This window comes from Mycolicibacterium diernhoferi, from assembly GCF_019456655.1.
Taxonomy (GTDB): Bacteria; Actinomycetota; Actinomycetes; order Mycobacteriales; family Mycobacteriaceae; genus Mycobacterium; species Mycobacterium diernhoferi.
Window position 1 is genome coordinate 1,861,293 of the sequence record NZ_CP080332.1, and the last position, 24,934, is coordinate 1,886,226.

The window sequence follows — 24,934 nt, forward strand, 5'->3', positions numbered from 1 at the left end:
GATGCCGAGCACCGATGACACCCGCCCCGGGCCGATCGTCCGACTGGCCACCCGCGCGGTGGGCCGACGACTGAGGCTGCCTCCGCCGACGACCGGCTACCGGGTGACCCGTGATATCCCGGTGCCGATGCGCGACGGCGCCCGGCTGCGCACCGACCTGCACGTGCCGGTGGCCGACGCGGCCGGCACGGTACTGATCCGCACACCCTACGGGCGCGCCAACCTACCGTCGGCGGTGATCGCCGGCATCTACGCCGAGCGCGGGTACCGCGTCGTGATTCAGAGTGTGCGAGGGACATTCGGTTCCGAAGGAGTCTTCGACCCGGGGCGCTCCGAAGCCGAGGACGCCGCCGACACGGTGGCCTGGATGCGCGCGCAGCCATGGTTCGACGGGCAGTTCGCGACCGTCGGCTCGTCCTATCTCGGGTTCACCCAGTGGGCGCTGCTGGCCGACCCGCCACCGGAACTGAGCACCTCGGTGATTGCGATGGCACCGCACGATCTGGCGCAATCCGGTTGGGGCACCGGCACGTTCGTCCTCGCCGACCACCTGTCCTGGAGCTTCCAACTGGCCCGCCAGGAGGACGGCGGGTCGGTACGGGCCCTGGTCCGGATGGCCGGCATGCCGCGGCGGCTGGCCCGGCCGCTGCGGATGGTGCCGCTGAGCGCGGCGGGCGCCCAGATGTTCGGCGACCGCGCCCCCTGGCACGAACCGTGGCTGCGCACCCCCGACCTGGCCGATCCGTACTGGCATCCGGTGCGGCTCGGGCACGCGCTGGCCCGGGCCGACGTCCCGGTGCTGCTGATGTCCGGCTGGCAGGACGTCTTCCTGACCCAGACCCTGGACCAGTACCGGCAGCTGGCCGACCGCGGCCGGGAGCCCGCACTCGTGGTCGGCCCGTGGACCCACGGTGACGGCGGCGGGGAGGTGCTGCGCGAGACGCTGCGGTGGCTGGACGGGGACCGGCGGCCCGGGGTGCGGGTGTGCGTGACCGGAGGCGGGGGCTGGCGCGAGCTGCCCGCCTGGCCGCCCCCGGCGACCGGGCGGGTGCTGCACCTGCGGCCCCGGGCCGGCCTCGGCGAGCAACCCGTACCCGGGGAGCAGACACTGGCCCGGTTCGTGTTCGACCCGCACGACCCCACCCCGACGCTGGGCGGGCGGCTGTTGTTCACGCCGAACGGTTACCTCGACGACACCGCGCTGGCCGCCCGCGGCGACGTGGTCACCTTCACCGGCCCGGCGCTGGCGGAGGACCTCGAGGTGATCGGCGTCCCGCGGATCGAATTGGCGCACGGCGCCGATACCGGCTGGGCCGACGTGTGGGTGCGGATCAGCGAGGTCGGACCGGACGGACGATCCCGCAACGTCAGCGACGGCTACATCAGCCGCGCCCCGGGGGACCCGCAGCCGCTGACGTTGGATCTCGACCCGATCGCGCACCGGTTCGCCGCCGGCGCGCGGATCCGGGTGGCGATCGCCGGGGGCTGCCACCCGCGGTACGCGCGCAACCCCGGCACCGGGGAACCGGTGTGGTCGGCGGACCGGTTGCTGCGGTCCACCCACACCATCGGTGCGGGCTCGCGGCTGATCCTGCCCATCCCCGTGTGATTGCGGCGCGCCCGCGTGCGTTGTCCGTACGTGAGCGCGCCGAAATCGCTAACGGATTTTCAGCACGACCTTGCCCTTGGCGGTCCGGTTCTCCAGCGACGCGATGGCCTCACCGGCCCGCTCCAGCGGATACACGATGGGCTCGGGCGCGCTCACCGCGCCGGAGGCCAGCAGCGGCGCCAGCTCGGCCCACTGCTCGGCGAGATAGCCCGGATGGGTGCCCGCCCAGGCGCCCCAGCCCACGCCGATCGCGTCGACATTGTTGAGCAGCAACCGGTTCACCTTCACCGTCGGGATCTCACCGCCGGTGAACCCGACCACCAGCAGTTGTCCGCCCGGTGCGAGGGAACGCAACGAATCGGTGAACCGGTCACCCCCGACCGGGTCCAGCACGATGTCCACCCCGCGGCCGCCGGTGAGTTCTTTGACCGCGTCCCGGAACCCGTCGGCGAGCACCACATCCGTTGCCCCGGCCTCCCGGGCGATCTCACCCTTGTCCTCGGTGCTCACCACCGCGATGACCCGGCTCGCCCCGAACGCCGGGGCCAGTCGCAGCGTCGAGGTGCCGATACCACCGGCGGCACCGTGCACCAGCACCGTCTCGCCGTCGGCCAGCCGGCCGCGGGTGCGCAGCGCGAAGTGCACGGTCAGATCGTTGAACAACACCCCCGCGCCGGCCTCGAACGACACATTGTCGGGCAACGCGAACACCCGCTCCGCCGGCAGGGCCACCACCTCGGCCATCCCGCCGGTGAGCATGCACAGCCCGGCCACCCGGTCCCCGGCGGAGAACCCGGAATCGGCCGGGGCGCTGCGCACCACGCCGGCGACCTCCGCCCCCGGCACGTAGGGCAGGGGGGCCTTGTACTGGTAGAGCCCGCGGGTCTGCAGGGCATCGGGGAAGGCCACACCGGCCGCGTGGACGTCGATGACCACACCCTCGGCGGCGGGTTCGTCGATGTTCACCAGCTCCGCGGCGTCGGGACCGTCCAACCGGGGTATCTGTATGGCGCGCATGACACACCATTTAACATCCGTCGATGATCAAGGCACGTGCCGCGGTACTCCGCGAGGCCGGGCAAGACCCGCAGCTCACCGACGTCGAACTGCGGGATCCGGTGGGCGACGAGGTGCTGGTCCGCATCGACGCCGTCGGGATCTGCCATACCGACATCAGCGTCGCGGCCCACTTCGCCAAGGTCCCGATGGTGTTCGGCCATGAGGGCGCGGGCACCGTGGTGGCGGTCGGGCCGCAGGCCACCCGGCAGGTCGGCGAGCCGGTGGTGCTCACCTTCGCCAGCTGCGGGACCTGCGGATACTGCGTCGCCGACCGGCCCGCCTACTGCGATCAGTCGACCAATCTGAACATGCGCGGCAGCCGCCGCGACGAGAGCAGCGCGCTGCGTCTGGACGGCGCGCCGATCACCGGCGGATTCTTCGGGCAGTCCAGCTTCGCGACCTACGCGATCGCCGGGAGCCGCAATGCGGTGCCGCTGCCGGCCGGGATGGATCCGGCGTTGGCCGCCCCGCTGGGCTGCAGCGTGCAGACCGGGGCCGGCGCGGTGCTCAACGTGCTCGGCGCGCCGGACAGCGTGGTGGTGTTCGGCGCGGGTGCGGTGGGCCTGTCGGCGGTGATGGGTGCCCGGATCGCCGGGGCGAGGACCATCATCGCCGTCGATCCGATTGCCGAACGCCGTTCTTTGGCAACCGAATTGGGCGCCACGGCCACCATCGACCCGACCGCCACCGACGCCGCGGCCGCGGTCCTGGAGCTGACCGGGGGCGTCGCTGCCGCGGTGGACACCACCGCCCGCCCGGATGTCATCGCCGCCGCGGTCGGGGTGCTGGCCGCCCGCGGCACCCTGGCTCTGCTCGGGCTGGGTGCGATGACCGCCGAACTGCCGGTCGTGCTGATCATGGCGAAGGGTCTGACGGTGCGCGGGGTGGTCGAGGGCGACAGCGATCCGCACGTGTTCATCCCGCGACTGGTGCAGCTGTTCGAGCGCGGGGACCTGCCGCTGCAGAAGCTGGTGAGCACCTACGCTTTCGACGACTTCGACCGGGCGTGGGCGGATGCCAAGAATGGCGCGGCAATCAAACCGGTTCTGGTCACCGGGCGTTAAGCTCGGCACAAGGCAACGACGCCGGCGATTGGAGCAGACAATGGTTCGGCCACCGCTACCCTCGGGCCGGGATGTCGAGGTCCGATCTGCCGACGGCACCCGGCTGCACGCCCGGGTCTTCGGACCCGAGAACGGCTATCCGATCGTCCTGGCGCACGGCATCACCTGCGCCATCGAGGTCTGGGCCCACCAGATCGCCGACCTGGCCGGCGACTACCGCGTCATCGCCTACGACCACCGTGGCCACGGCCGCAGCGAGACGCCGCGCGGGCGCAACCGCTACAGCCTCAACCATCTGGCCGCCGACCTGGACGCCGTGCTGGACACCACGCTGGCGCCGGGGGAGAAGGCTGTGATCGGCGGGCACTCGATGGGCGGCATCGCCATCACCTCCTGGTCGCAGCGCTACCCGCACCGGGTCAACCGGGTTGCCGATGCGGTCGCCCTGATCAACACCACCACCGGCGATCTGTTGCGCAACGTCAAGGTGCTGCCGGTGCCGCAGCCGCTGTCGGGCCCGCGGGTCCTCGCGGCCGGCACCGCGATCCGGACCTTCGGCGGGCTCCCGCTGCCCGGGGCCGCCGGGGTGGCCAACAAGCGATTGGTCAAGTATGTCGCGGTGGGCCCCGACGCCGATCCGTCGGTGTCGGAGTTCGTCTATCAGTTGTTCACCTCGACGCCGCGGGTGGGACGCGGCGGCTGGGCCCGGGTCCTGGTGAACAACCTTGACCGCCAGCACATCTCGTTGGTCAACCTGACCGTCCCGACGCTGGTGATCGGCAGCCGCAAGGACCGTCTGCTGCCCATCAACTCGGCCCGCCACATCGCCGAACACGCACCGAATCTCGCCGAGTTCGCCGAGATGCCCGGCGGGCACTGCGCCATCCTGGAATGCCCGGACCAGGTGAACCAGAAGCTGCGGGCGCTGGCCGAATCGATTGCGCCGCAGCGGCTCAGCTCCTGAGGTAGCCGGCCACCTCGGTCGCGGCGCGGCGCCCGGAACGCACCGCGCCGTCCAGGAATCCGGTCCACTCGTCGGCGGTTTCGGTACCGGCCCAGAAGATCCCGTCCGCCGGGGCCCGCAGGTGCCGGCCGTGCGCGACCCAGGCGCCCGGCGGGACGGCCGCGGTCGGGCCGCCCGGCGCGAACGACTCGGCGCCCCAGCAGTGATCCAGGTAGTCGATGGGGTGTGCGGCCTTGTCCCCGAACAGCGTGACGAACCCGGCCAGTGCCTGCTCGCGACGTAGCTGCGGTTCCAGGGCATCGAAGTTGCGGGCGTCCACGAACCCCAGCAGGATGCCGGGTCCGTCGTCGCCGGGGCTGACATCGAAGGTGATGAAGACCGGGCCCTCGTCGGACAGCGCCTCGCCCGAGCAGCCGTTGGCCCGCCAGAACGGGGTCTCGTAGGCGGCGTAGGCCTTGCTGAGCTTGCCCTGCGGCCAGTGCGCGGCCAGATCCCGGTAGCCGGCGGGCAGCGGCGGGTCGAAGGTGATCGCGGCGCGGTGCGCGGGCGCGACCGCCAGCACGACGGCGGCGGCCGTGTGCCGGCCCTTCTCCGAGTCGACGGTGAAGCCCGAGCCGTCCCGGGCGATCCGGTGCACCGGGGCGTCGGTGAGCACCCGGTCGCCGAGCGCCTCGGCCATCCGCTGGGCGATCTGCTGGGTGCCGGCCGGGAACCGGTCCTGCTGGGCGCCGCCCTCGACATCGAGCATCCGGCCCAGCCCGCCCGCGGCCTTCACATAACGCACCGCGTGCAGCATGGACAGGTCCGCGGGCTCGCACCCCCAGGTCACCCGCGCCATGATCGCCATCAGATTCCGGGTCGAGGCGCTGGCGTGTAGCTCACGTAGCCAGTCCTCCAGACTCTTCTGGTCCAGACGGTGGGCTGCCGGTGCCGTCCACGGCTCGATCACCGGGATCTGGCGGGACAGCCGGTCGAACCGCCACTGGATGCGCGACACGTCGAGCAGTTCGATCAGCGACAGCTTGGGGATGGTGCTGCGGTAGGACCGGACCCGGCCGTGCCAGCGGATCAGGTTCTTGCCGCGGCTGTAGGTCGGCACCGTCTCGCAGCCGAGTTCGGCGGCCAGGGCGATGACGGCGTCCTGGGTGGGGCCGACGAACGTCGCGCCCAGATCGACGGGGACGCCGGCCACCGTCGCGGTGTACGAGCGACCCCCGACCCGGTCCCGGCCCTCCAGCACCAGTACCTGGTAGCCCCGTTTGGTCAATTCCCGCGCCGCGGACAGACCCGCGAAGCCCGCCCCCACCACGATCACATCGGTCACAATTCTCAGTCTCTCGCGATTTGTGGAGTTCTAACCGCAATTAGTCCGGTTTTCGCTCCGCAAGTCGCGTTAGTGTGTGGCGCTGTGAAGGTGATGACCGCATTGTTCGGACCTGTAGGAGCCATCGAGCGCGCCACCGTGCTCCGGGATGCGGGTGCGGCCGGGGTGTTCACCTTCGAAGGTCCGCACGACGTGTTCACCCCGCTGACCCTGGCATCGACCGTCGGCGGCCTGGATCTACTGACCAACGTGGCAATCGCGTTCCCGCGCAACCCGATTCACCTCGCCCACCAGGCGATCGACCACCAGATCCTGAGCCAGGGCAGGTTCACCCTTGGCCTGGGCACCCAGATCCGGACCCAGATCGAGAAACGGTTCGGCGCCGAGTTCGACCGGCCGGTCGCGCGGATGACCGAGCTCGTCGCGGCGCTGCGTGCCATCTTCGACACCTGGTCGACCGGCGAGCGCCTGCAGTTTCACGGTGAGTACTACCGGCACACCCTGATGACCCCGACGTTCACCCCGCGCGACAACCCGTACGGTCCGCCGCCGATCTTTGTCGGGGCGCTCGGGCCCCGGCTGACCAAGGCCACCGCTCAGCACGCCGACGGACTGTTGGTGATGCCGTTCGGGACGAAGCGGTTCCTGCACGAGGTGACGATGGCCGCCGTCGACGACGGGCTGGCCGCCGGCGGGCGGACCCGCGCCGACCTGGCGGTGGTGCCGGAGATCATCGTCTCGGTCAGTTCGGACGCCAACCCCGACCACGCCGCCACCCGGCGACTGCTGGCGTTCTACGGGTCCACTCCGGCCTACCGACCGGTCCTGGATATCCACGGCTGGGGGGACCTGCAGCCGGAGCTCAACGCGCTGTCCAAGCAGGGCCGGTGGGCCGAGATGGGCGCACTCATCGACGACGACGTGCTGCACACCATCGCCGCGTGCGGCAGCCCGGCCGAGGTGGCCGCGCACATCCGTGACCGGGTCGGCGGAATCTCCGACCAGATCTGCATCTACCAGCCCGGACCGATCGAAGCGGACCTGCTCGCCCAGATCGTTGACGCGCTGCGCACCTGACGACCTAAGGTGGTTGGTACGGGGCAGGACCACAAGGAGGTTGTCCGATGACCTACCCGCACGACGCTGCCGAGACCGAGCGCGGCGCTGAACCCGAATACAGCGATGTCCTCATCATCGGCGCCGGTATCTCGGGGATCAACGCCGCCTACCGCATCCATCAGCGCAACCCGGGATTGAGCTACACCATCCTGGAACGCCGGCAGCGCATCGGTGGCACCTGGGATCTGTTCCGTTACCCGGGTATACGCTCCGACAGCGATATCTTCACCCTCAGCTATCCGTACCAGGAGTGGACCCGCCGGGAATTCGTCGCCGACGGCGGCGACATCCGCGACTACCTCGCCGCGACCGCCCGCAAACACGGCATCGACCGCCACATCCGCTTCGACACCAAGGTGTCCTCGGTGGACTGGGACTCGGGCACCGACACCTGGACGGTGCACGCCGAATCCGGCGGGGTGCCCACCACCCACCGCTGCCGGTTCCTGTTCTTCGGCACCGGCTACTACAACTACGACGAGGCCTACACCCCGGACTTCCCCGGTATCGAGTCCTTCACCGGCACCGTCGTGCATCCCCAGTTCTGGCCCGAGGAACTCGATTACGCGGGTAAACGGGTCGCGGTGATCGGCAGCGGCGCGACCGCGATCAGCCTGGTCCCGGCGCTGGCCGACGGCGGCGCCACGGTCACCATGCTGCAGCGCTCACCGACCTACATGATGTCGATGCCCGCGGTCCCGATGGTGATGCACGCCATTCGAAAGAGTCTGCCGCGCAAGCTCGCCCACCCGGTCGTCCGGCTGCGCAACGCCTGGATGCACTACCTGTACTACGTGTTCTTCCGCGCCGCGCCGAAGTTCGGACGCAAGATGATCCGGGCGGCGAACAAGAAGGAACTACCCGCCGGCTATCCGGTCGACATCCACTTCAAGCCGCGCTACAACCCGTGGGACCAACGGATGTGTCTGGTTCTGGACGGTGATCTGTTCGAGCACATCAGCGCCGGGCGCGTCGAGGTGGTGACCGACCACATCGACCACATCGACGGCGAGGGCATCGTGCTGCAATCCGGGGACCGGATCGACGCCGACATCATCGTCACCGCCACCGGGCTGCAACTGCAGGCGCTGGGCGGCATCGAGTTGCACGTGGACGGTGAGCGGGTCGACCCGACCGACCGCTACGTCTACAAGGAGTACCTGCTGCAGGACGTGCCCAACATGGCGTGGTGCATCGGCTACACCAATGCCTCGTGGACGCTGCGGGCCGACATGACCGCCAAAGCGGTGGCGAAGCTGCTGGCCTACATGGAATCCCACGGCTACACCCATGCCTACCCGCACCTCGGTTCGGCGGCCATCGCGGAGAAACCGGCCTGGGACATCAAGGCCAACTACGTCAAACGCGCCCTGCACGCGCTGCCCAAGTCCGGTACCAAGCGGCCGTGGAACGTGCGGCACAACTGGGCACTCGATGCCGTCGATCACCGCTTCGACCGGATCGGGGAGTCCATGGTGTTCGGGCGGGTGCAGGCCGGCCGGGACGCGGCGGCGGACAAGGCATCGGCGGACAAGGCGTCGACAGCGCTGCGCGCCGGGGCCTGAGAGACACCCCGAGAAGCGACCGCGATTTGCGCACGCTGACCGGCGCTGACCGCCGGTGGATGTGCGTCGCAAATCGCGCGAGAAAGGTCAGGGCGCGACGGTCAGCCAGTCGGCGAAGCCCGACGGGTCGTGCCGGCCCAGCGCGCCGTGCTCGAACAGTCCCCAGCCCTCGACCGGGGCGCGTGCACCCTCGGTGCACACCGCCCGGCCGACGTGGTCGATGACGCCGAAACCGGCACGTCCGATGATCGCCGGATCGGTCATGTCGTAACTGAGGCGTTCGGTGAAGTTCGCGCCTTTCCACACCCCGTGGATCCAGTCGGCGTCCCCGCCGTATCCGCCGCCGACGTGAATCGGTACGGCCAGTTTGGATTCCACATCGATTCGCAACGCCGTTCCGTCCGGTGCAGTGGTATCGATGGTGGCGCCGGTGGGGATGCGGGTCCCGGAACGGTAGTGGATCTTCACCCGTGGCCAGCCCAGCTGTTCGACGCGGCCGTCCTTGAAGATCCGGGTGCAGTCGTTGAGGGAGCGGAAGCCGTCGGGCGCCTCCTGGATGATCAGCACGATGGAGTAGTCGTCGAAGGCCATCGGCACATAGAGCCACCACATGCCTTCGAACGGCGGGTCGGCGGGCCGCCCCGGCGGCTCGGCCTCACCGACCGGCCGGATGCCCCAGGACCGGTCCCGTGACCCGATCCAGGTCGACGGGTCGACGGTGATACGTTCCCCGTCGACCTCCAGATACCCACTCCAGGAACCCAACTGGGCGAACCGCTGAGCGTCCAGGGTGACCCGGTTGCCTTGGCGCATCAGGTGGCGCTGCTCCTGCACCACGTCGAACAGACCGGTCCAGGTCAGGTCGGCGGCGATGCCGTCGGTCTCGTCCAGGGTGATCCGCAGCCGGTGCAGCGGGTCCTCGACCTGCACCCGGTATCCGTTGACGTGCTGGTTCAACCGGTCCTGGTCGATGGCGTCGGACAGGTGCACCGCGGTCTGCGTGTCGCCGCGCCGCACCAGGAAGAAGGCGTCCTTCACCCCGAGGTTGGGGTAGTACCCGATGCCGGTGATGACGAAGATGTCCCCGGTCCGGTCGTGGGCGTTGAAGTAACTGCGGTCATAGAAGTTGCGGTCCGAGGATCCCGGCCACGCGATCGGCTGCGGAACCTGGTGTACCGGAAACTCATCCATCGGTCCGAGCATCACGCACCTTCCTTATCCCGGGTCGCTTCGCTCCAGCCCGCCGGACCCTCCAACAGTCGCCGTAGCAGCGACGCGTGGTAGAACGCCGACTCCACGTCTTCGGGGGCCTCCATCTCGCCGAAGTGCACCCGCCGCGCGGTGGTGCGCATGAACACGCAGCACCAGATCACCCCGGAGTAGATGTAGAACCAGTGCAGGTCGCCCAGCGTCACGCCGGTCAGCCGTTCGTAGGTCGCCCGGACATCCTCCTCACGCAGCACCGTGGGCAGGCCGTCGAGCCCGGCGAGGCCGGAGAGCTCCTGGAACACCATGTGGGCGAAGATGATCCACGACACGTCGAGTTCGCGGGGGCCGACGGTGGCCATCTCCCAGTCGAGCACCGCGACCGGGGTGAAATCCTCGTAGAGCACATTGCCGATGCGGGAGTCGCCCCAGGCCAGTACCGGGGTGGCGGCCGCGGTCTCGGTGGGGAAGTGGTCCTCCAGCCAGGCCAGCGCCCGCTCGACCAACGGCGAGCGGCCGATGTCGGGCACCGCGAACTCGTACCACTGCTTGAGCCATTCGAAATGCCGCCGCAGTGGGGTGTCCCCGGGCGGGTCCACCTCGGTGAGGAAGGAGAAGCGCTGTGCGGCATCGGGAATCGAGTGCAGTTTGGCCAGCACCTCGACGGTGGCATCCTGGAGCCTGCGTTGATCTTCGGGCGAGGAGTCGGCGAACCAGTTGCCGCCGAACGTGTAGGGCATGACGTCCGGGGGGACGACTCCGTCGACGCGGTCCATCAGGAAGAACGGGGTGCCCAGCACGTCGCCGGCGGCGTCGATCCAGCGCACCCGCGGGACCGGGACGTCGGTGAGCTCCTCGACCAGGCGCATCAGTTCGAACTGGTGATCCAGCCGGTATGAGGAGAACACCGGGACGTCCTGCGCGGTGGGGGCCACCCGGGCCACCAGGCGCTGTTCATCCTCGCCCCAGCGGGCGGTCAGCAGGATGGTCTCCGACGACATGCCGTTGGCGTCGACCCCGCTTTCGATGCTGACCACCGGGGGTTGCTGCTGGGGTAGCAGCGACCCGAGCCAGCCGGACAGCAGTTCCGGTAGGGCGTCGGTGTCTCGGCTGGAATGCTGGAGTCGGCTGACGTCCTCGACCGCCGGTTGCTTCGCCACGGGTGTTCCTTCCGGCGCCAATTACGATACGGTGGGTAGCGTTATGAAAGCAGAGTTGCCACCGGTTGACAAGGGTGCCGGCCGTCCACGCGACCCGCGTATCGATGCTGCCATTCTGTCCGCAACGGCGGAACTGCTTGTGCAGATCGGCTATTCGAATCTGACCATGGCGGCGGTCGCCGAGCGGGCGGGCACCACCAAGACCGCCTTGTACCGGCGCTGGTCGAGCAAGGCCGAACTGGTGCACGAGGCCGCGTTCCCGGCCGCGCCGACCGGGCTCGCGCTGCCCGAGGGCGACATCGCCGGCGACGTGCGGGAGATGATCGCGGCCGCCGGCGCCGTGTTCACCAGCCCGGTGGTGCGCGCCGCCCTGCCGGGGGTGATCGCGGATATGGCCGCCGACCCCGGCCTCAACGAGCGGGTGATGAGCCGGTTCAGCGGACTGTTCGACGTGGTGCGGCTCCGGCTGGAACACGCGGTGCAACGCGGCGAGGTGCACGCCGGGGTCGACCCGCAACGCCTCATCGAACTGATCGGCGGCGCCACCCTGCTGCGGATGCTGCTCACCCCCGGCCGGGACCTCGACGACACCTGGGTCGATCAGACCACCGCGATCGTGGTGCACGGCGTCCTGTCTCCCGCCCAAACGAACAAACGGGCGTAAAAGACCCAGGTAAGCCCCACCCTTTCGTCAGTCTCGCCGCCCGTCGATCTGGGTCTTGTTGTGCTGGGCCACCGCCCGGAACCGGTCCCCGAGCCCGTCGAAGTCCCGCTGCTGGGCGTAGGCGATGCGCTGCTCGGCCGCCAGCGCCGGATCGATCACCGCCGCGGCACCCTCGGTGTAGATCTCCTTGAGGCTGCGCATCGTCGGCCCCGGCACCTCGGCGATCTGCCCGGCCAGCTCCAACGCCCGCGCCGGCAGCCGGTCGTGCGCGACGACCTCGGTGACCAGCCCGATGCGCTCGGCGCGTGCGGCATCGATCACCTCCCCGGTCATCGACATCCGCCGCGCCATCGCCAATCCGACCACCTGCGGCAGCCGCGCGGTCATCCCGCCGCCGGGCAGGATGCCCACCCGCGCATGGGTGTCGGCGAAGACAGCCCGCTCGGACGCGACCAGGAAGTCGCAGCCCAACGCGATCTCCAGGCCGCCGGTGAAGGTGGCGCCGTTGACGGCCCCGACGATCGGGGTGCGCATCTCCCGGACCGCGGTGATGGGACTGCGGGTCCGGAACTCCTCGAAGTACTTCATGCCGTCCCGGGCGGCGGCCTTGAGGTCGACGCCGGCGCAGAACGCCGGGTCCGTCCCGGTGAGCACCACCGCGCGCACGGCGTCGTCGGCGTCGGCGGTCTGTAGTGCCGTATACAGTGCGCGCATCAGTTCGGGGCCGAGCGCGTTGCGGGCCTGCGGCCGATTCAGCGTGATCACCCGCACGGCACCGTGATCGGCGGTGAGTATTTCGCTCATCGTGCGAACCTAACCGACGAACTGCTGCGCCTGGTTCGCCAGATCCAGCAGCGGCTGCGGCAGCGCACCGAGGGCGAACGTGACCGCCGCGGTGACGGTGACGGACCCCTTCGTCAGCGCACTGGGCACCACCACCGTCGGGGCGTCCTCGGGCGGGTCGGTGAAGAACATCAGCACGATCACCCGCACATAGAAGTAGGCGGCCACCGCGCTGGCGATCACCCCGATCACCACCAGCGCCGCCGCGCCGCCCTCGGCCGCGGCCTTGAACACCGCGAACTTGCTGACGAACCCACTGGTCAACGGGATACCGGCGAACGCCAGCAGATACAGCGAAAACACCACGCCCACCACCGGATGGCGGCGTCCCAGACCCGCCCACCGGGCCATGGTGGTCTCCTCCTCGCCGTCGGCGCGGCGCACCAGACCGGCCAGCGCGAACGCGCCCAATGTGCTGAACCCGTAGGCGAACAGATAGAACAGCGTGGCCGCCACTCCGGCGCCGTTGAGCGCGATGACCCCGGTGAGGATGAACCCGGTGTGCGCCACCGACGAATAGGCCAGCATCCGCTTCACATCGGTCTGCGATACCGCGGTGACGGTACCCACCACCATGGTGATGATCGCGATGCCCCACAGCATCGGCCGCCAGTCATCGGCCAGCCCGGGCAGCGCCACGTAGAAGATGCGCAGCATCGCCCCGAACGCGGCGATCTTGGTGGCGGCCGCCATGAACGCGGTGACCGGGGTGGGGGCACCCTGGTAGACGTCCGGGATCCAGGAATGGAACGGCACCGCCCCGACCTTGAACAGGATCCCGACGGCGACCAGCCCGGCGCCGACCAGCACCAGCGCGGTGTCCCCGCTGTCGGTGCTGACCGCCTCGGCGATGTCATCCAGACCGAAACCGCCGGAATACCCGTACAGCAGGGCGATTCCGTACAGGAAGAACGCCGAGGAGAACGCGCCGAGCAGGAAGTACTTGAGCGCCGCCTCCTGCGACACCAGGCGCCGCCGCCGGGCCAGCCCGCACATCAGATACAGCGGCAGCGAGAGCACCTCGAGAGCGACGAACATGGTCAGCAGATCGTCGGCCGCCGGGAACAACAGCATCCCGCCGAGCGCGAACATCGTCAACGGGAAGATCTCGGTTTGTGCCACAACGGCTTTCGCGGCGACCTTCTCCGCGACGCTGCCCGGCACCGCGGACGCCTGCGGAGTGAAGGCATCCAACCCCGACTCGTCCCCGGCGCCGATCCGGCGCTCTGCGATCAGCAGCACACCGAGGATGCCGATGAGCAGCAGCAGCCCCTGCAGGAACAGGGCGGGCCGGTCCACCACGAGTGAGCCCACCGCGGCGGTGTTGCCGGGGGAGTCACCGAGCCCGGTGTGCACCCAGACCACCGCCGCCAGCGCCGCGAGTTGCCCGCCCAGCGCCAGCGCCAACTGGGTGCCGTAGCGGGCGCGCCGCGGCAGGAACGCCTCCACCAGGACACCGAGCACCGCGACACCGAGGACGATGAGAAACGGTGAGAGCTGGCCGTATTCGATGACGGGTGCCGGGATGTTCATCGGGTCGGTCCTTCCGCCGTGGCCGGCACCGGGTCCTGGACACCGATGGTGGTCAGCGTGTGGGTCACCGCCGGGTTGATCACATCCAGGGCCGGCTTCGGGTACACGCCGAGCACCAGCAGCAGGGCGATCAGCGGCGCCACCACCGCCAACTCACGGGGGATGAGGTCGCGGAGCGACTCGTTGCCGGCGGTGACGGGGCCGGTCATCATCCGTTGGTAGGCCCACAGGATGTAGACGGCCGACAGAACCAACGCGCTCGCCGCGATCACCGCCAGCACCGGGAACCGGGTGAACGTTCCGATGAGGACCAGGAATTCGCTGATGAACGGCGCCAGCCCGGGCAACGACAGGGTCGCCAGCCCGGCGACCAGGAAGGTGCCGGCCAGCACCGGGGCCACCCGCTGGACACCACCGAAATCGGCGATGAGCCGGGTTCCCCTGCGCGACACCAGGAACCCGGCGATCAGGAACAGCGCCGCGGTCGAGATGCCGTGGTTGACCATGTACAGCGTGGAGCCGGCCTGACCCTGGCTGGTCATCGCGAAAATGCCCAGGATGATGAAGCCGAAATGTGAGATCGAGGTGTAGGCGATCAACCGCATCACATCGGTCTGACCGATCGCGACGACCGCACCGTAGACGATGCCGATGACGGCGAGCGTGATGATCAACGGCTGGAAGGTCTTCGACGCATCCGGGAACAACTGCAGGCAGTAGCGCAGCATCGCGAAGGTGCCGACCTTGTCGACGACGGCCATCATCAGCACCGCGGTCGCCGGGGTGGACTCCACGGCGGCGTCGGGCAGCCAACGGTGGAACGGCCACAGCGGCGCCTTCACCGCGAACGCGAACATGAAGCCGAGGAACAACGCGTTCAGCAGCGCCGGGTCGACGTTCAGGTCGCCGTTGGCGACCGCGGCGGCGATGGCCCGGAAGTCGAAGGTGCCCCCGAGGTCGCTGCCCGCGGTCACCACGTACAGGCCGATGACCGCGGCCAGCATGATCAGTCCGCCGAACAGGTTGTACAGCAGGAACTTCACCGCCGCTTGCGGAGCCGCCCCGGCGGCGACATCAGACCCGGTGCGGGCGCCTCCGCCGAACCCACCGATGAGGAAATACATCGGGATGAGCATGGCCTCGAAGAACACGTAGAACAGCAGCACATCGAGAGCCACCAGCGAGACGAGCACCATGCCCTCGACGGCCAACGTCAGCGCCAGATAGCTCTGCGTGGACCGGGACCCGAAATGCCTCCCGTCACCGTCGTGCCAGCCCGCGACGATCAGCAACGGCACCAGCACCGCGGTCAGCACCACCAGCGCCAGCGCGATCCCGTCCAGGCCCAGGATGTAGCCGGTGCCGAAGGTCGGGATCCACGGATAGTCCTCGACGAATTGGAACTGCGGCCCGGCCGGATCGAACTGCACCGCCAGCAGCAGGGCCACGCCCAGCACCGCGACCGAAACCCCCAGCGCGGCGTACTTCGCCGCCGTCTTGCCGGGCAGCAGGATCACCAGGACGGCGCCCAGCAGCGGCACCACCCACAGCGCAGTCAGCCAGCCGATGCCGTTCACCAGACCCTCACCACCAGAATCGCGCCGATCACCAGGACGGTGCCGCCCAGCATGGACAGCGCGTAGGACCGGGCAAACCCGTTCTGCCAGCGCCGCATCCGCTGCGATGCCGCCGCGATACCGGCGGCCAGTCCGCGGGTCACACCGTCCACCGCGTCGTCGTCGATCTCGACCAGGCCGGCGGTGAACTGCGCACCGGGCCGCATGAACACCCGTTCGTTGAACGCGTCGCCGTACAGATCGTGGCGGGCGGCCACGGTCAGCGCCGACCCGGCCGGTGCGGTCTCGGGAACAGGCCGGGCGGCGTACATGCGGTAGGCGATGCCGATGCCGACGGCCACCACCGACAGCGTGATGACGGTCATCACCCAGACCGGCACCACATGGTGAAGCTCGGTGCCGGCCGGATTCACGACGGGGTCCAGCCAGTGTGCGAGCGTGCCGCCGATCGCGAGCAGGGCACCGGCGCCGACGGATCCGAGCGCCAGGATCACCATCGGTGCGGTCATCACGGCGGGGGACTCGTGCGGATGGCTGTCGTGCGGATTCCAGCGCCGCTCGCCGAAGAACGTCATCAGCATGACCCGGGTCATGTAGAACGCGGTGATACCGGCGCCCAGCAGAGCCGCGCCGCCCAGCAGCAGCCCCTTCACCCCGCCCGCGGCGAACGCGGTTTCGATGATGGCGTCCTTGGAGAAGAACCCGGACAACGGCGGCACCCCGATGATCGCCAGGTAGCCGAGGCCGAAGGTCACGAAGGTGATGGGCATGACGGTGCGCAGTCCGCCGTAGCGGCGCATATCGGTTTCGTCGTCCATGCCGTGCATCACCGACCCGGCGCCCAGGAACAGTCCGGCCTTGAAGAACCCGTGGGTGAGCAGATGCATGATGGCGATCGCGTAGCCGGCCGGCCCCAACCCGGCGGCCAGCACCATATAGCCGATCTGGCTCATCGTCGACGCGGCGAGTGCCTTCTTGATGTCGTCCTTCGCGCAACCGATGATCGCCCCGAACAGCAGCGTGACCGCACCGACGACGGTGACCGCGGTCTGCGCCTCGGGCGCCAGGTTGAACACCGGACCGGACCGCACGATCAGGTACACGCCGGCGGTCACCATGGTGGCGGCGTGGATGAGCGCGGACACCGGGGTGGGGCCCTCCATCGCGTCACCCAGCCAGGACTGCAGCGGCACCTGTGCGGACTTCCCGCATGCGGCCAGCAGCAGCAGCAGACCGATGGCGTTCAGCGTCCCGGCCGACAACTGCGGGGCGGCGGCGAAAACACCCTCGTACGAGACGGTTCCGGTGGAGGCGAACATCACCATCAGCGCCACGGCCAGCCCCATGTCGCCGACCCGGTTGACGACGAATGCCTTCTTGGCCGCCGCCGCCGCGCTCGGCTTGTGCGACCAGAACCCGATCAGCAGGTAGGACGCCAGGCCGACGCCCTCCCAGCCCACGTACAGGCCCAGGTAGTTGTCGGCCAACACCAGCAGCAGCATCGCGGCCAGGAACAGGTTCAGGTAGGCGAAAAAACGTCTACGACCGGCGTCCGCTTGCATGTAGCCGACCGAGTAGAGGTGGATCAGCGACCCGACCCCGGTGATCAGCAGCACGAAACAGATGGACAGCTGGTCGAGCTGCAACCCGAAGTCGACGCGCAACTCACCGGCCGGTACCCAGGTGAACAGGGTCTGATGCACCGTCCGGTCCTTGGCCTCGCGGCCCAGCAGGTCGGTGAACAACACCAGTCCGACGACGAACGACGCTGCCGCGGCGGCCAACCCGAGCAGGTGACCCCACGCATCGGTGGCCCGGCCGCCGAGCAGCAGCACGACGGCGCCGGTCAGTGGCAGAGCGATCAGCAGCCAGGTCAGGTTGTCCACTAGTGCCTCAGCAGACTGGCCGCATCGACCGACGCCGACCGCCGGGCCCGGAAGATCGCCATGATGATGGCCAACCCGACCACCACCTCACAGGCGGCGACGACCATGGTGAAGAAGGCGACCACCTGCCCGTCGAGTTGGCCGTGCATCCGGGAGAACGTGACGAACGCCAGGTTCGCGGCGTTGAGCATCAGCTCGACGCACATGAACATGACGATGGCGTTGCGGCGCAGCAGGACTCCGGCGGCGCCGATGGTGAACAGCAGGGCGGACAGGAACAGGTAGTTCGCCGGGTTCACTCGCCCTCCTCCGGTATGTGGCCGCGGGGGATCAGAACGGAGCTGACCGAGGTACGCGCGGCGGTCCCGTCGGGCAGCCGGGCCGGCACATCGACGGCGTTGTGCCGGGCGTACACACCTGGATTGGGCATCGGGGTCGGGTGCCCGCCGGGGCCGAAGCGTTCGGCGGCCAGTTCGCGCTGGGACTTGCGCCGGTCGAACAGTTCCCGGTGCGCGAGCACCATCGCGCCCAGCGTCGCGGTGATCAGCAGTGCGCTGGTCAACTCGAACGCCCAGACATAGCGGGTGAAGATGAGCACCGCCAGACCCTCGACGTTGCCCGCCCCGTTCGCTTGCTCGAGCCCGACAAACCCGCTGACCGAGGAGTTGCCGATGGCGCCGATCAGCAGAATCCCGAACCCGACACCGACACCGATCGCCGAGATCCGCTGCCCGCGGATGGTTTCCACCAGTGACTCCGAGGAGTCGACGCCGATCAGCATCAGCACGAACAGGAACAACATCATCACCGCGCCGGTGTAGACCACGATCTGCACGACACCGAGGAACACCGCGTCCTGCGCGATGTAGAGCACCGCGAGGTTGATCATCGTGATGGCCAGGAAGATCGCCGAGTACACCGCCTTCGGGGCGGCCACGACGCCGATCGCGCTGCCGAGGATCACCGCACCCAAGATCCAGAACAGCACCGCCTCACCGGTCGAGGTCCGCGTCAACGGTTCCCCGTCGATCGCGACGGCCAGCACGGTCAGGGTCATGGGGTCGTCTCCGGGTGCCGGGTCAGCCCGTCCGCGGTGATGTTGCCGCGGTAGTAGTCCTCGTCGGTGCTGCCCGCGGCCATGCCGTGCGGTGGCGGGGTCATCTCGGCGGTCAGTGGGGCCAGCAGCTTGTCCTTGCCGTAGATCAGATCGGAGCGATTGTCGTCGGCCATCTCGTAGTCGTTGGTCATGGTCAGCGCACGGGTCGGGCAGGCTTCGATGCACAGTCCGCAGCCGATGCAGCGCAGATAGTTGATCTGATAGACCTGCCCGTACCGCTCACCGGGCGAGAACCGTTGCTGCTCGGTGTTGTCCGCGCCTTCCACATAGATGGCGTCGGCGGGGCAGGCCCACGCGCACAGCTCGCAGCCGATGCATTTCTCTAGGCCGTCGGCGTACCGGTTGAGTTGGTGGCGGCCGTGGTAGCGCGCCGCGACGGGGCCGGGTTCCTCCGGGTACTGCTCGGTGAGCGGCTTCTTGAACATCGTCTTGAACGTGACACCGAACCCGGCCAGGGCATCGCGGATCCTAGACATCGGAGTGCTCCCTCGGTGTGGGCGCCGGGGCGGACCGGCGCGGTGGGCTCGGGATGGGCGGGACCGGATACACACTGACCGCGCCCGGATCGCTGGGCAGGCTGAACTCGGGGATCGCGTTGCGCCGCACGGTCCGCCGGATCAGCAGCACCAGGACGACGGCCAGCACGGCGCCGAGGCTGATCAGCGCGCTCACCCAGCCGGGGGAGCCGTCCCTGCGCATCGTGCGGCTGATGGCGACGACGACGATCCAGCCCAGCGACACCGGGATGAGCAGCTTCCAGCCCAACGCCATGAACTGGTCGTAGCGCAGCCGCGGCAGCGTGGCGCGCAGCCACATGTAGAGGAACATGAACGTCCACACCTTGGCGACGAACCACAGCAGCGGCCACCACCCGGAATTCGCGCCGTCGATCATGTTGAACGGGAACGGTGCCTGCCAGCCGCCGAGGAACATGGTGGTGGCCAGCGCCGACACCGTCGTCATGTTGACGTACTCGGCGAGCATGAACATCGCGAACTTCAGCGACGAGTACTCGGTGTGGAAACCGCCGACCAGCTCACCCTCGGCCTCGGGCAGGTCGAACGGCGCCCGGTTGGTTTCGCCGACCATGGAGACCACGTACACCAGGAAGGAGGGCAGCAGCAGGAACACGAACCAGGTCCCGGACTGGGCGGCGACGATCCCCGAGGTGGACATGGTGCCGGCGTAGAGGAACACCGCGACGAACGACAGCGCCATCGCGATCTCGTAGGAGATCACCTGGGCGCTGGACCGCAGCCCGCCGAGCAGAGGATAGGTGGATCCGGATGACCACCCGGCCAACACGATTCCGTACACCCCGATCGAGGTGACCGCCAGCACGTAGAGCACCGCCACCGGCAGGTCGGTGAGCTGCAGCGGCGTGGTGTGCCCGAACACCGACACCAGCCCGCCCATCGGGATGACCGCGAACGCCATGATCGCCGGGATGACCGCGATCACCGGGGCCAGCAGATAGAGGGGTTTGTCCACCCCGGCCGGGATGAGGCCCTCCTTGAGGGCGAGTTTGACGCCGTCGGCAAGGCTCTGCAGCAGGCCGAACGGTCCGACGCGGTTGGGCCCGAACCGCATCTGCATGCGGCCCAGGACTTTCCGTTCGACCAGGATGGCCACCAGCACGGTCAACAGCAGGAAGACGAAGATGGCCAGGCACTTGGCGAGCATCAGCCACCACGGGTCATGGCCGAAGGAGTTCAGATCGGGCATTGTCATGGGCGATCCCGCTCCGCTTCTCGCCGGTTCATCGCCGAGATCCCGACGATCGCCCCGGCGGCCGCACCCAGCATCCGGTACACCGGGCCGGCGGAGTTCAGCGGCACCCACACCACCCGGTCCGGCATCTCGGTCACCGCCACCGGCAGCCGCAGGTCACCGCGCTCGGTCCAGATCCGCACCGGATCACCGTCGGCGCAGCCGATCTCGTCGGCAGTCGCCGCGGACAGCCGCGCCACGGCGGGGCGGGCCGTGCCGGCCAGGTACGGTTCGCCATCCTGCATCCGGCCGCCGTCGAGCAACATCCGCCAGCCGGTCAGGACCGCCTCACCCGGGCCGGGCCGGGCCGGGCCGGCCGGCGGGACACTCGGTGCGGCGGCACGTGGTCCTGCCCAGCTGCCCAGCCGGTCCAGATCGGCCCGGACCGCGGCGGCGTCGGTGAGCCCCAGATCCACGCCGACCTCGTCGGCCAGTGCGGCGAGCACCCGCATATCCGAGGTCGCCGACGGCGGCAGCGCCGCACCGAAGGACCGGTACCGGCCCTCCCAGTTCACGAAGGTGCCGGCCTTCTCCGCGACCGGGGCCACCGGGAACACCACGTCGGCACGGTCGGTGACGGCGCTGCGCCGCAACTCCAGACTGACCACGAACGGCGCGGCGTCGATGGCCGCCAGCGCCGCCTCCGGGTCGGGCAGATCGTCGACCTCGACGCCGCCGATGAGCAGGGCCTGCAGCTCGCCGGATGCCGCGGCGGTGAGGATTGCCGCGGTGTCGCGGCCCGGCGTGGACGGAAGGCGTTCGACGTGCCAGGCCGCCGCGACTTCCCCGCGGGCGGTGTCGTCGGCCACCGGGCGGCCGCCGGGCAGCAGATGCGGGACGGCCCCGGCCTCCAACGCGCCGCGATCCCCGGCCCGCCGCGGCACCCAGCCCAGCCGGGCGCCGGTGGCCGCGGCCAGTCGTACCGCAGCGGAATAGGCGCCCGGGGATCCGGCCAGCCGTTCGCCGACCAGAATCAAGGAACCGGACGGTAATTCGTCGCCCAGGCCGTCCAGCGCCGCGGCCTCGCCGCCCGGTGCGGCCGTGATCAGCCGGCCACCCAGCTTGTGCAACCCGCGACTGGTGAACGGACCGACCGACAGTACCGGCAGCCGGTGCTTGCGGACGGCCTTGCGCAACCGCAGGAAGACGATCGGGGATTCCTCTTCGGGCTCGAAACCCGCCAATACCACCGCCGGCGCGGATTCGATGTCGGCGTAGCCGACCGACTGCGGTAGGCCGGCGACCGCATGGGCGAGGAAGTCGGCCTCCTCGGCGGAATGCACCCGGGCACGGAAGTCGATGTCGTTGGTGTCCAGGATGATCCGGGCGAACTTCGCGTAGCCGTAGGCGTCCTCGACGGTGGCCCGCCCGCCGACCAGGACACCGGCCCGGCCGGCCGCCGCGGTCAGGCCGCGCACCGCAACCGCCACCGCCTCCGACCAGGACGCCGGGCGCTGGCTGCCGTCCGGGTCGCGGACCAGGGGAGTGCCGATGCGATCGTGCTGGCGGGCGTAGGTGAAGGCCCAGCGGCCCTTGTCGCAGTTCCATTCCTCGTTGACTTCCGGATCGTCACCGGCCAGTCGCCGCAACACCTTTCCACGCCGATGATCGGTGCGTTGCGCACATCCCGAGGCGCAGTGTTCGCAGACGCTGGGGGTCGACACCAGGTCGAACGGGCGGGCCCGGAAACGGTAGGCGGTGCCGGTGAGCGCGCCGACCGGGCAGATCTGCACGGTGTTGCCCGAGAAGTAGGAGTCGAAGGCCTCCCCGTCGGCGATACCGACCTGTTGCAGCGCACCGCGTTCCAGCATTTCGATGGACGGATCACCGGCGATCTGATCGGAGAACCGGGTGCACCGCGCGCACAGCACACACCGTTCCCGGTCCAGCAGCACCTGTGTGGACAGGCTGATCGGCTTCGGGTAGATGCGTTTGACGTCGGTGAACCGGGAGTCGCTGCGGCCGTTGGACATCGCCTGGTTCTGCAGCGGGCATTCCCCGCCCTTGTCGCAGACCGGGCAGTCCAGCGGGTGGTTGATCAGCAGCAGTTCCATCACCCCGCGCTGCGCCTTGTCGGCGATCTCGGAGGTCAGCTGGGTGCGCACCACCATGTCCGGGGTGACCGCCGCGGTGCAGGAGGCCAGCGGTTTGCGTTGCCCCTCGACCTCGACCAGGCATTGCCGGCACGCGCCGACCGGCTCCAGCAGCGGATGGTCGCAGAACCGCGGGATCTGGATGCCCATCAGCTCGGCGGCCCGGATCAGCAGCGTGCCCTTGGGCACACTGACCTGATGCCCGTCGATGGTCAGCGACACCATCTCGACTCCGGTGGTCTCCTCGGCCGGCCCGGCAAGCGTCATGCCCCCGCCCCCCTTCTCTCCGCGAGCAGACGCGAATGGCCGCGAAACAGCCCATTTCTGCGGCCATTCGCGACTGCTCGCCGGTAAGAGGTGACCCGCAGGACCGTCATGCCCCCGCCCCTTCCACCGCGAACAGCGTCGACGCATACGGGTCGAACGGACAGCCACCGTCCAGATGCGCCAGGTACTCGTCGCGGAAGTACTTGATGGAGGAGATGATCGGGCTGGCCGCACCGTCGCCGAGTGCGCAGAACGACTTCCCCAGGATCGCGTCGGCGATGTCGAGCAGCTTGTCGATGTCGGCCTGGCTCGCCGCACCCTCCTCCAGGCGCTGGTAGATCTGCGCCAGCCAGTAGGTTCCCTCCCGGCACGGTGTGCACTTGCCGCAGGACTCGTGGGCGTAGAACTGCGTCCACCGGCGCACCGCCCGCACCACGCATGTGGTCTCGTCGAAGATCTGCAACGCCTTGGTGCCCAGCATCGAGCCGGCGCCGGCCACCCCCTCGTAATCCAGTGGCACGTCCAGATGTTCGGTGGTCAACAGGGGCGTCGAGGAGCCTCCCGGGGTCCAGAACTTCAGCTGGTGCCCGGCCCGCACGCCACCGGCGTAGTCGAGCAGTTCCCGCAGTGTGATGCCCAGCGGTGCCTCGTACTGGCCCGGACGGGTCACGTGCCCGGACAGCGAGTACAGCGTGAATCCGGGGGACTTGTCCGAGCCCATCGACTTGAACCAGTCCACCCCGCGGGACACGATGGCGGGCACGCTGGCAATAGATTCGACGTTGTTGACCACCGTCGGGCAGGCATACAGACCGGCGACCGCCGGGAACGGCGGACGCAGCCGCGGCTGCCCGCGCCGGCCCTCCAGGGAGTCCAGCAGCGCGGTCTCCTCGCCGCAGATGTAGGCCCCGGCCCCGGCGTGCACCACCAGGTCCAGATCGAAACCGGTGCCCCGGATGTCGGTGCCCAGGTAGCCGGCCTCGTAGGCTTCGACGACGGCGGCCCGCAGCCTGCGCAGCACCGGCACCACCTCACCGCGCACGTAGATGAACGCGTGCCGGGCGCCGATCGCGTACGCGGCGATGATCGCGCCCTCGACCAGCACGTGCGGTGTGGCCATCAGCAACGGAATGTCCTTGCACGTACCGGGTTCGGACTCGTCGGCGTTGACCACCAGATAGTGCGGTTTGGGATCATGGGCGTTGATGAACGACCACTTCTGCCCGGTCGGGAATCCGGCCCCGCCGCGTCCGCGCAGGCCGGACTCCTTGACCAGGCCGATCACCTCGGCGGGGGTCATCCCCAGCGCGGTGTCCAGGGCCCGGTAGCCGTCGTGGCGCAGATAGGTTTCCAGCGTCCAGGACTGCGGGTCGTCCCAGTAGCGGCTGAGCACCGGTGTCAGTGACGTCACTGTTCACCTCGGCTCACCCGCAGTCCGGCCAGCGTCGCCGCGCCGGCCGGGGAGGTGTCGGGGGCGCCGGCGTCGACACCGGCCAGGATGCGGGCGGTCTGGCGGAAGGTGCACAGCGTGGCGCCGCGGGTCGGGGTGACGGGCTGTCCCGCCCGCAGGTCGTCGACGAGATCCCGCGCCGTCGACGGTGTCTGGTTGTCGAAGAACTCCCAGTTCACCATCAGCACCGGCGCGTAGTCACAGGCGGCGTTGCATTCGATGTGCTCCAGCGTGATCGACCCGTCCGCGGTGCTCTGCCCGGCACGGATGCCGAGATGCTGCTCCAGCACGTCCAGGAGGGCGTCACCACCCATCACCGCGCACAGCGTGTTGGTACAGACGCCGATGAGGTAGTCCCCGGTCGGGGTGCGCCGGTACATCGAGTAGAAGGTGGCGACGGCGGTCACCTCGGCCGGCGTCAACCCGAGTTGGTCTGCGCAGAAGGCGATCCCGGCGGGGGTGAGGTAGCCGTCCTCGGCCTGCACCAGGTGCAGCAGGGGCAGCAGCGCCGACCGGGCCACCGGGTAGCGGGCGATGATCTGCTCGGCATCGGCGGCCAGGTGGGCGCTCACCTCGTCCGAGTACGTCTGTGGCCCGGCACTGATCGGTGGTCCCGCCTCCTCTGGACGCTGACCGAGTTGCAGATCGATGGCGGTCATCTGGC

Annotated in this window: 21 protein-coding genes; 6 read left to right on the top strand and 15 right to left on the bottom strand. The window is 69.3% G+C overall.

What is annotated here, in order from left to right:
• The first annotated feature begins 1 nt into the window (after position 1).
• Positions 2-1,609: a CocE/NonD family hydrolase gene (locus K0O62_RS08845; RefSeq protein WP_073859176.1), complete on the top strand. Its 1,608-nt coding sequence runs from the start codon at positions 2-4 to the stop codon at positions 1,607-1,609.
• Positions 1,610-1,657: 48 nt separating this feature from the next.
• Here the strand turns inward: K0O62_RS08845 and K0O62_RS08850 are convergent, their stop codons facing one another.
• On the bottom strand, positions 1,658-2,626 hold the full coding sequence (locus K0O62_RS08850) for an NADPH:quinone oxidoreductase family protein (protein WP_220045501.1): 969 nt from the start codon (positions 2,624-2,626) through the stop codon (positions 1,658-1,660).
• Positions 2,627-2,652: 26 nt separating this feature from the next.
• Between K0O62_RS08850 and K0O62_RS08855 the strand changes: the two genes are divergently transcribed.
• On the top strand, positions 2,653-3,732 hold the full coding sequence (locus K0O62_RS08855) for an NAD(P)-dependent alcohol dehydrogenase (RefSeq protein ID WP_372512869.1): 1,080 nt from the start codon (positions 2,653-2,655) through the stop codon (positions 3,730-3,732).
• A gap of 40 nt (positions 3,733-3,772) precedes the next feature.
• On the top strand, positions 3,773-4,696 hold the full coding sequence (locus K0O62_RS08860) for an alpha/beta fold hydrolase (protein WP_073859179.1): 924 nt from the start codon (positions 3,773-3,775) through the stop codon (positions 4,694-4,696).
• Here K0O62_RS08860 and K0O62_RS08865 read toward each other — a convergent pair.
• Complete coding sequence (locus K0O62_RS08865) at positions 4,686-6,020, bottom strand: flavin monoamine oxidase family protein (RefSeq protein WP_165637053.1); 1,335 nt, start codon at positions 6,018-6,020, stop codon at positions 4,686-4,688. The genes K0O62_RS08860 and K0O62_RS08865 overlap by 11 nt on opposite strands.
• A gap of 93 nt (positions 6,021-6,113) precedes the next feature.
• On the opposite strand from K0O62_RS08865, the gene K0O62_RS08870 reads away from it, so the two are divergent.
• Both K0O62_RS08870 and K0O62_RS08875 read left to right on the top strand, forming a co-directional pair.
• Positions 6,114-7,097 (top strand): TIGR03617 family F420-dependent LLM class oxidoreductase, encoded by a 984-nt coding sequence (locus K0O62_RS08870; RefSeq protein ID WP_073859235.1) that lies wholly within the window; start codon positions 6,114-6,116, stop codon positions 7,095-7,097.
• A 47-nt stretch (positions 7,098-7,144) separates the two neighbouring features.
• Positions 7,145-8,704 carry a flavin-containing monooxygenase gene (locus K0O62_RS08875; RefSeq protein ID WP_073859181.1) on the top strand — a complete coding sequence of 520 codons (1,560 nt, stop codon included), beginning with the start codon at positions 7,145-7,147 and terminating at the stop codon, positions 8,702-8,704.
• A gap of 87 nt (positions 8,705-8,791) precedes the next feature.
• Here K0O62_RS08875 and K0O62_RS08880 read toward each other — a convergent pair whose 3' ends face one another.
• On the bottom strand, positions 8,792-9,907 hold the full coding sequence (locus tag K0O62_RS08880) for an Rv3169 family protein (RefSeq protein ID WP_073859182.1): 1,116 nt from the start codon (positions 9,905-9,907) through the stop codon (positions 8,792-8,794).
• Positions 9,907-11,070 (bottom strand): phosphotransferase family protein, encoded by a 1,164-nt coding sequence (locus K0O62_RS08885; RefSeq protein WP_073859183.1) that lies wholly within the window; start codon positions 11,068-11,070, stop codon positions 9,907-9,909. Before K0O62_RS08885 ends, K0O62_RS08880 begins: the two co-directional genes overlap by 1 nt.
• Before the next feature lie 43 nt (positions 11,071-11,113).
• On the opposite strand from K0O62_RS08885, the gene K0O62_RS08890 reads away from it, so the two are divergent.
• Positions 11,114-11,734, top strand: coding sequence for a TetR/AcrR family transcriptional regulator (locus K0O62_RS08890; protein WP_073859184.1), 621 nt, complete (start codon positions 11,114-11,116; stop codon positions 11,732-11,734).
• 27 nt (positions 11,735-11,761) lie between these two features.
• On the opposite strand, the gene K0O62_RS08895 is transcribed toward K0O62_RS08890, so the two are convergent.
• The 11 genes from K0O62_RS08895 to nuoE form a co-directional block, all read right to left on the bottom strand.
• Positions 11,762-12,538 carry an enoyl-CoA hydratase gene (locus tag K0O62_RS08895; RefSeq protein WP_073859185.1) on the bottom strand — a complete coding sequence of 259 codons (777 nt, stop codon included), beginning with the start codon at positions 12,536-12,538 and terminating at the stop codon, positions 11,762-11,764.
• Positions 12,539-12,547: 9 nt separating this feature from the next.
• On the bottom strand, positions 12,548-14,110 hold the full coding sequence (gene nuoN / locus K0O62_RS08900) for an NADH-quinone oxidoreductase subunit NuoN (protein WP_073859186.1): 1,563 nt from the start codon (positions 14,108-14,110) through the stop codon (positions 12,548-12,550).
• Positions 14,107-15,690, bottom strand: a complete 1,584-nt coding sequence (locus K0O62_RS08905) for an NADH-quinone oxidoreductase subunit M (protein ID WP_276035952.1) — start codon at positions 15,688-15,690, stop codon at positions 14,107-14,109. Before K0O62_RS08905 ends, nuoN begins: the two co-directional genes overlap by 4 nt.
• Entirely contained in the window at positions 15,684-17,573 is a 1,890-nt protein-coding gene (nuoL, locus tag K0O62_RS08910) for an NADH-quinone oxidoreductase subunit L (RefSeq protein WP_073859188.1), read from the bottom strand. The genes K0O62_RS08905 and nuoL overlap by 7 nt, the downstream gene beginning before the upstream one ends.
• Positions 17,573-17,872 carry an NADH-quinone oxidoreductase subunit NuoK gene (gene nuoK, locus K0O62_RS08915; protein ID WP_073859189.1) on the bottom strand — a complete coding sequence of 100 codons (300 nt, stop codon included), beginning with the start codon at positions 17,870-17,872 and terminating at the stop codon, positions 17,573-17,575. Before nuoK ends, nuoL begins: the two co-directional genes overlap by 1 nt.
• Positions 17,869-18,630 carry an NADH-quinone oxidoreductase subunit J gene (locus tag K0O62_RS08920; RefSeq protein ID WP_073859190.1) on the bottom strand — a complete coding sequence of 254 codons (762 nt, stop codon included), beginning with the start codon at positions 18,628-18,630 and terminating at the stop codon, positions 17,869-17,871. The genes nuoK and K0O62_RS08920 overlap by 4 nt, the downstream gene beginning before the upstream one ends.
• A complete protein-coding gene (nuoI, locus tag K0O62_RS08925; protein WP_073859191.1) occupies positions 18,627-19,166 on the bottom strand; it encodes an NADH-quinone oxidoreductase subunit NuoI in 540 nt (179 codons plus the stop codon). Before nuoI ends, K0O62_RS08920 begins: the two co-directional genes overlap by 4 nt.
• Complete coding sequence (gene nuoH, locus K0O62_RS08930; protein WP_073859192.1) at positions 19,159-20,421, bottom strand: NADH-quinone oxidoreductase subunit NuoH; 1,263 nt, start codon at positions 20,419-20,421, stop codon at positions 19,159-19,161. The genes nuoI and nuoH overlap by 8 nt, the downstream gene beginning before the upstream one ends.
• Positions 20,418-22,820 carry an NADH-quinone oxidoreductase subunit G gene (locus tag K0O62_RS08935; RefSeq protein WP_073859193.1) on the bottom strand — a complete coding sequence of 801 codons (2,403 nt, stop codon included), beginning with the start codon at positions 22,818-22,820 and terminating at the stop codon, positions 20,418-20,420. Before K0O62_RS08935 ends, nuoH begins: the two co-directional genes overlap by 4 nt.
• 106 nt (positions 22,821-22,926) lie before the next feature.
• Entirely contained in the window at positions 22,927-24,231 is a 1,305-nt protein-coding gene (gene nuoF / locus K0O62_RS08940) for an NADH-quinone oxidoreductase subunit NuoF (RefSeq protein ID WP_073859194.1), read from the bottom strand.
• Positions 24,228-24,929 (bottom strand): NADH-quinone oxidoreductase subunit NuoE, encoded by a 702-nt coding sequence (gene nuoE, locus K0O62_RS08945; RefSeq protein WP_073859195.1) that lies wholly within the window; start codon positions 24,927-24,929, stop codon positions 24,228-24,230. The genes nuoF and nuoE overlap by 4 nt, the downstream gene beginning before the upstream one ends.
• Positions 24,930-24,934: the final 5 nt, after the last annotated feature.

Excerpts from the sequence above, each read along its gene's own strand:
- K0O62_RS08870 (WP_073859235.1), top strand. The coding sequence starts at position 6,114 with ATGACCGCATTGTTCGGACCTGTAGGAGCCATCGAGCGCGCCACCGTG.
- K0O62_RS08880 (WP_073859182.1), bottom strand. The coding sequence starts at position 9,907 with ATGCTCGGACCGATGGATGAGTTTCCGGTACACCAGGTTCCGCAGCCG.
- K0O62_RS08860 (WP_073859179.1), top strand. The coding sequence starts at position 3,773 with ATGGTTCGGCCACCGCTACCCTCGGGCCGGGATGTCGAGGTCCGATCT.
- K0O62_RS08850 (WP_220045501.1), bottom strand. The coding sequence starts at position 2,626 with ATGCGCGCCATACAGATACCCCGGTTGGACGGTCCCGACGCCGCGGAG.
- nuoE (WP_073859195.1), bottom strand. The coding sequence starts at position 24,929 with ATGACCGCCATCGATCTGCAACTCGGTCAGCGTCCAGAGGAGGCGGGA.
- nuoI (WP_073859191.1), bottom strand. The coding sequence starts at position 19,166 with ATGTCTAGGATCCGCGATGCCCTGGCCGGGTTCGGTGTCACGTTCAAG.
- K0O62_RS08920 (WP_073859190.1), bottom strand. The coding sequence starts at position 18,630 with ATGACCCTGACCGTGCTGGCCGTCGCGATCGACGGGGAACCGTTGACG.
- K0O62_RS08875 (WP_073859181.1), top strand. The coding sequence starts at position 7,145 with ATGACCTACCCGCACGACGCTGCCGAGACCGAGCGCGGCGCTGAACCC.
- K0O62_RS08890 (WP_073859184.1), top strand. The coding sequence starts at position 11,114 with ATGAAAGCAGAGTTGCCACCGGTTGACAAGGGTGCCGGCCGTCCACGC.
- nuoN (WP_073859186.1), bottom strand. The coding sequence starts at position 14,110 with ATGAACATCCCGGCACCCGTCATCGAATACGGCCAGCTCTCACCGTTT.
- K0O62_RS08895 (WP_073859185.1), bottom strand. The coding sequence starts at position 12,538 with ATGAGCGAAATACTCACCGCCGATCACGGTGCCGTGCGGGTGATCACG.
- nuoH (WP_073859192.1), bottom strand. The coding sequence starts at position 20,421 with ATGACAATGCCCGATCTGAACTCCTTCGGCCATGACCCGTGGTGGCTG.
- K0O62_RS08845 (WP_073859176.1), top strand. The coding sequence starts at position 2 with ATGCCGAGCACCGATGACACCCGCCCCGGGCCGATCGTCCGACTGGCC.
- K0O62_RS08935 (WP_073859193.1), bottom strand. The coding sequence starts at position 22,820 with ATGACGCTTGCCGGGCCGGCCGAGGAGACCACCGGAGTCGAGATGGTG.